Below are 6,239 nucleotides of genomic sequence, written 5' to 3'. Positions count from 1 at the left end.
CAGCGCGAGCGGAAACTGGAGCCCGCCCATATTCGGTTGTAATTATTGACGCCAGGACTATTGGGAAACGCAGCGAGGATCCGCTCATAGTGGCGGTGCGTTGTATAGGCCAGGACCGCTGCGCCGGACAGCAAGATTACGAAAGGAGAAAGAAGACAAGCAATTTGCACATCCAAGGGCCAGGAATCAAACCACATACCGAAATTCATGGTCGGCTCCTTTCATATATTTTTTCCCCTGCAATCTCGCCCGCCCATTCGCCGCCTTTGCCGCCTGCGTAACTTGCAGCGCCTACTACCACTAGGCCGCAAACGACACCGCCAACTCCACCTGCAATCCCGAGGGCAGTGCAGACCGAACCTGCTGTCCCCCCGGAGAGCAGCCAGCCGGCGGCGGCTCCCCCGGTCAAACCGCCAACGAAACCTCCTGTCTCGGTAAACCGAACCTTCTTGCATTGCTCGGTATCACCAGCCCGACACACCTCCTGCACTTTCAGTGCGGACGCAGTAGCCCCAAAGCCAATGCCGATATAGCCGCCGTACTTCAGATATCGCGCCGCCTTGGCCACCTCCTCGATATGTGTGGCATAGCCGGGAATCTGTCCGGGGGCGCCAGAGCGGCTCCAGTGGTGGACCAGGCTGCGGGTGGAAATGCCCAGGTCGCGGCGCAGCAGGGGGTGGTGGCCGAGGTTGAGTTGCTTGTTCATGAAGGTGGCTTTGAGCTGGGAGTCCAGGTGGGTGAGCAGCTGGCGGCGGCTGACGAAGAAGTTATGGCTGCGCAGATGGCCGTGGGTGGCGAATTCGGTCTGGTGCAGGTATTCGATGTCGCGCAGGGTTTCGCCGATCTGCCGCAGGCCCTTGTCCAGCACGTCCTTGGTCAGCCCCAGCGAGGTGCCGGCGCCGCCGAGGATGTTGGCGATCTCGGCCTGGTGCCTGACCATGAAATCCGCTTCCTCCTCGCTCAGCGGTTCCAGGGCCGTGCGTACCTGGGCGGCGGCGACCATCAGCTCGGCTTCTTCGCGCAGGCAGGCGGTGGGGTTGAGCAGGTCGCCGATCACGAAGATTTCCCCGGCCTTGAAACCCTGGGCATGAGTGGGGTTGAGCGCCTTGAGGCGGCTGATGAGGTAGGAATGGGCCTTTTCGAGGAAGAGGTGCGCCAGCAACTGCTCGAAGCTCATGCTGCGCTGCACGATATGGAAGCCGGGCTCCAGCTTGGCCGGGCGCTTGAACAGGCCGGATGGTGGCTGGTCGACCTCGGGTACGCGTTCGGGCTTGGGCTCCCAGGCCACGAAGGAGGCGCCGCCGTTGTCCTGGCGGCGCCTGGGTGGTTCGGTGAAGCGGCTCCAGCCCTTGTCCGGTGCCCAGCTGCGGTCGGTGTGCCAGTCGCTGGAAGGCTTCCAGTCGGGCTCAGGGGCCCAACTGCGGTCGAAGGGGTAGGCGGCTGCTCGGAAATCATCCGCACTCATGCTTGCTGCCCTGCTTGGCCGGGGTGAAGCGGGCCAAGCTAGACAAGCGATCGAGCGTTGAATGTCGGACGGATTCCTAGGACCGGACTAGCTGCTTGTGGGAGTTTTCCGTTCGATCAGCATATATGGCGTCGGTAGCACTCAGGCTGGTGTGAGCACTAGCCCGCAATGGGCATCGCGCTCTGTGTAAGCCTTACCTCAACCGCCGAGCCCACTCCCGCCAACCCGCCCGCACCTCGGCAGACCCCCGCACCACCCGCGGCAACTCCGTCATGTTCACCCACAACTGCCCCTGCCAATCTAGCACCCGCACACCCTGCCGCCCCCAACTCAGGCACAACTGCCGCGGCCCGCCATCGCCGCCCTGACAACGCACCTCCGGCACCACCTGCGTACTGATCCAGCGCCGCAACCCACCCAGATCGGCATGGGCGAAATGGAACAACAACGCATAAACACCAGACTCGCTGACCAACAGCCGTTCCAGGCTGCCGCCATCGTCCAGGCGCAGCCACTGCGTGCACAACTGATCATCCTCCAGGCGCCTGGCCAACCGTTCGCAGCTGGGATGGCCGATCAACCGGCGCAGATCGTCCAGCACGAACCAGACCTGGTCGTCGAGCAACAGGGCGCGGAGGGTGCGGTGCTTGTGGAAGAAGTAGAGCGGGGTGGGGAGGGTGGATTCGTCCATGGAAGTGATCCTTTCTCTAGTGAGTTTAGGACCGCGACCAACCGCTGCTAATCGGATGGAGGCGGAACCGCACAGGGTTAGCAGACCGACCACTAGAAGCCGGCAGACCCGAAGGTCTCCCCATGCGGCCCGCCATATCGGATTTCTTTGGGCGAATGACATCACCGAAAGAACGCCAAGCGTTTCCGCTTCTAGTGAGTTCGGGCTGCTAAACCCGGCCTTGACGAATTGCAAGACAGTGCAAGGTTAAGGAGTTAGTAATGAAGTGTCAATTGTATAAAGCTTAACTCCAAGTCTTCTGCCATTCTCTATTTTGCCGCAAGTAAGTTTCTGTTGTTGTCGTTTGGCATAGCTCTTTTCTTTTTATAGTGAAGGATGTGGTTGGGATTTCGTGCCTCTCGAATATCATCATCCCAATACCAATCTGATAGACGTGGCTGTCAAGTCTTATGAATCGATCGTGTGCTGTTTTTTGGAAGTCAAGTTCATTGCATGATATTATGTTCAGGCTTTTGATTTTTGTTTTCAATGGGGGGCTGCTTAGGATTTTTTGTTCGAAATAGTTCGTAACTTCGTAATGTGTTTGGCTATTCTTTGTGTTGCCGTCGGATATTATGGTTATGTTGTAGGGCTCTGTGCTATTGTCAAGTAGTGATATGAATTTCTTAATGCTTGTTGAGACGTAACCTTTAGCTGTATCTTCAAGGGTTCTTTTGAATATATATCTGTCGCAAATAATAATATTCTTGGCGATTTTTGCTAACGCGCTAAAGCGTTTAATCCAGATGTCTTCTATAGGAGTGCCGGCTGCAATGTCAGTAGTAGCGGCTTTTCTTGATTCGGTGAAATTTACTGACTCAGATACTGCCCCTGTTCCCAAAATCTCAAAGGGAGGATTTTCTTTGAATCTGGAAGTTGACTTATTGTTGCATAGTTCAGCGCTTATTGTATCTTCGGTGATGCCTGTTTCAAATATGCTAGATAGTGTGCAGATACTGTCGAAGTCTTTGTAGCTTATGTAGGGATTCCAAGTGGAGTTAAGTTCCTGTTTAGGTGAGTGGCTTAAGGCCGTGAGCCATTTGTTTTGGAATTTTGCAGGAAGATCTTTGATTTTTTTTCTATATTCTAACTCGCTACCTTTTTGGAATATTAGTATTCCGTAGTGGTTCCAGTTTTCTAAAATATACTCATGTACAACGCTTAATGTCTCGTCTAAAAGATGCTGTGAACTAAAGAGGTCTTGGTCTAGGGAGAATTTTGTTAGCATTTCTTAATCTCCGAAGGTCTCGTTAAACCTTTCTTCAAAGAACCCTTCTGGCCACTCTTTGGTAAAGTCACCATCTTTATCAAGTGGTATTGTTAAAATGCTTCCGCCTAACTTTGTTGGCTCTACATAGATGATTGATATTTTGTCTGGAGAAATTTTCCCGGTTCTGATTTTTTTCTGGATTCTCAAAAGTAGCGCTTCACTATGTGTTTCTATAATCCATTGATTGTTTGTAGATGTCTCTATTATGAAGTTTGCTAGGTTGGCCTGTAATTTAGGGTGTAGATGAATTTCTGGTTGTTCTACGCATATAGTGCTTTCGGTTCTGACAATTCCTTCGACGATTATTGGAAGAAGTTGCCCTATGCCAAATCCTACATCCGAGGGACCTACGATCACACCTGTGCGATGGTCTTCAAGTTGCAAGCATATAACAGAACCTGAGATATCCGTTCCAATGCTTTTAACGGAGAGAGAGTATGGGATTTCGAATTCTTTGAACCATCTGTTGATTGTCTCTGTTATTTCTGGTGACTTCTCATATATAAGGCGAGCAGCGTGTTCACCTGCCTTGCCTACAGTTCCACTTTGATCTCCTTTTGGTGCATAAAAACGACTTGGATGGCTGCGCAGTGGACCAAGATAAGATATTGCGTTAAATTTTTCCTGTAGCTCCTTTGAAAGCTCGCTGAGCATTATATTGGTTACTGCTACGGCGAGACTTTGCTTCTTCTTTTCTGCAAGAGTTCCTTCAAGGTCAGTGGATGAAGGGGTTGCAAAGCTAAGGTCGCTACTAAAACTTATGTCATTGAACTCTTTTATTATTTTGTTTTGCATTGCAGCATTGTTTGTTGCATCGACTTTTTTAATTATAAATGAAGAGACTTCGTCTCGGCTCTTTTCGTCGACGAAAATATATTTTTTGGCTAGTGCAGATCTTGATCTGAATTCCCCGGAGTCTCTTTTTGCAAGGGCGGATATAAGGTTTAATTCGATAAGGTTTCTGTTTTCTTTTGACTTTACCTTAGTGTTTATTCTTTTGAGATATGTGAATTCTTCATTTTGGTTTTGGCAATTTTTTCCTGATAATGAGTATGTGAGGGCGTATTCCCTTTCGTGGGCGCTACCAAATAAATATCTCAGGCCAGTTCCTTCATTTTGTCTTTTTTTGGGTTTGTAATGGAGGGTAAAGTTTAGATCTTTCTCTTTGTCATGGCCGTTGATCATTGATACATAGTTGCCGAGGTCTATGTATTCTCCATTTGATACAAGCCCTCCTTGCTCGCTAGGACGAGTCAGTGATTGCTTTAATAGTACCAGTGTTTGAATTATTGAGCTTTTTCCTGATGAATTTGGTCCGTAAATTAGAGTTATAGGTGCTAGATTTATTTCTTGTTTTTCCAAGAAGCTTTTGAAGTTTTCTATTGAGATTCTTTCAAACACGTGTTTTTCCTTAAAGTTGGCATGGTTACGATTTTGATCGTGCATCTTTGACGATACGAGTTAATTAGCTGATGTCCCATTCCTCTCATGCCGATAAACACTCACCGCCTCATAAACCGCCTTCCTTAACCGGTTGATCCCACCAATCGGCCGATGCTCCGGCAGTGCGTGCCAGGGGTTGAAGGAGAGGTTGTCGCACATCAGGTTCTGGTCGCGGCTGTCGAAGTCCTGCGGGGGGATGCTGACCAGGGCGACGGTCTGGAAGGGGGAGTCCTTTTCTTTCCATTCCACGCTGGTGTCTTCGATGGGCATGTACTTGTTGGCGTCCTGTTTTTGCACTTGTAGCGCGAAGCAGGCCGGGACTCGGTCTATCGAGAGCTGCTGGTAGAGCGCGGTGCGCAGGAAGTTCGGCAGTTTTTCGTTGAGCTTGGGCAACTGGTAGCTGGGGCAGGCGCCCGGGGCGGGGACGCTGCGGAATTTGATGTTGTTCTGCTCGCCGAGCTTGTACGGGGCTATGCCGAAGTAGCTGGCCTGCAGCGGGCTGGCCGGGGCGGGGGCTAGGGTTTGCAGGGCGATCAGCAGGTGGCGGATTTCCCAGGTGTTGGGCTTCCAGCTGGGGAAGAAGGCGAGGATCTTCTGGCCGTTGGCCTGGGCGTTGAAGTTCTGCCGGTATTCGGCCACGTCGCGGACGAAGAACACCGGATGGTTGAACATGACGAAGTCCTGCTCGCCGTCGTGGCCCTTGCCGGGCATCAGTTTGGCGCCGGGCACGTCGAGCAGCTTGATGGCCATGCCGCGGGCGTCGTTGGCGCTGTCCTGCTGCGGGTAGGCGTTGCCGTTGGAGAAGCGCACCCAGGCGTTCCATACCTTGCCCGGCTGGGCGAACACGCCCTGGCGCAGGTCGGCGGGCAGGTTGGGGTTGACGGTGACTTCGGCCTTCACGCAGCCGTGGGCCTTGGCGTGGGCGTCGCGCAGTACGCGGGTGTTGTCGCGGTGCTGTTCGACGATGCGGATGGCGTCTTCGATGATGGCCTGGGTCTGCTGGGCTTCGTCCGCCGGGATCTGTTCCTGGGTCGAGACCGGGCCGCTGAACTTGATGCTGTAGTACACCCAGCCGATGCCCAGGCCGACGAGGCCGAGCAGGGCCAGGCAGAGGATAGGCAGCGCCACCCATTTGCCGAGGAGGTTCCAGATCCGGGTGAGCAGTGCGCGCATGGGGGCGGTCCTTTGCGGGGGGCTTTCTTGGTTTTCTTCTGTGGGGGTCGAGTGTGCGGGGAGTTTTTGCCCTCTCCCTAACCCTCTCCCTGAAGGGAGAGGGGACTGTTCGGAGTGGGGCGGGGCTACACCGTCAGCCGGTCAGCTCCGCTCGGGCA

At 53.1% G+C, this 6,239-nt stretch carries 5 protein-coding genes and 1 pseudogene; all 6 read right to left on the bottom strand.

The annotated features are described in order from the left end of the window. Nucleotides 1–209 (bottom strand): annotated as a pseudogene (locus tag BM060_RS33160) (hypothetical protein); the annotation flags it as partial. Beyond that, entirely contained in the window at nt 206–1,465 is a 1,260-nt protein-coding gene (locus tag BM060_RS21255) for a hypothetical protein (protein WP_074982735.1), read from the bottom strand. The pseudogene BM060_RS33160 and the gene BM060_RS21255, both read right to left, overlap by 4 nt. A 193-nt stretch (nt 1,466–1,658) precedes the next feature. Next, complete coding sequence (locus BM060_RS21250) at nt 1,659–2,156, bottom strand: BRO-N domain-containing protein (protein WP_074982733.1); 498 nt, start codon at nt 2,154–2,156, stop codon at nt 1,659–1,661. Nucleotides 2,157–2,439: 283 nt separating this feature from the next. After that, on the bottom strand, nt 2,440–3,423 hold the full coding sequence (locus BM060_RS32555; RefSeq protein ID WP_135500020.1) for a hypothetical protein: 984 nt from the start codon (nt 3,421–3,423) through the stop codon (nt 2,440–2,442). A gap of 3 nt (nt 3,424–3,426) precedes the next feature. Then, nucleotides 3,427–4,866 (bottom strand): AAA family ATPase, encoded by a 1,440-nt coding sequence (locus BM060_RS21245; protein ID WP_074982741.1) that lies wholly within the window; start codon nt 4,864–4,866, stop codon nt 3,427–3,429. A 60-nt stretch (nt 4,867–4,926) separates the two neighbouring features. Further along, the gene (locus BM060_RS21240) at nt 4,927–6,081 is read right to left on the bottom strand and encodes a catalase family protein (RefSeq protein WP_074982731.1); all 1,155 of its coding nucleotides are present in this window, start codon (nt 6,079–6,081) and stop codon (nt 4,927–4,929) included. Between the last annotated feature and the right edge of the window lie 158 nt (nt 6,082–6,239).

The sequence above is a fragment of the Pseudomonas citronellolis genome, assembly GCF_900112375.1.
GTDB lineage: Bacteria > Pseudomonadota > Gammaproteobacteria > Pseudomonadales > Pseudomonadaceae > Pseudomonas > Pseudomonas citronellolis.
The sequence above is the reverse complement of the archived record's forward strand: the minus strand, read 5'-3'. Positions and strand labels throughout refer to the sequence as shown.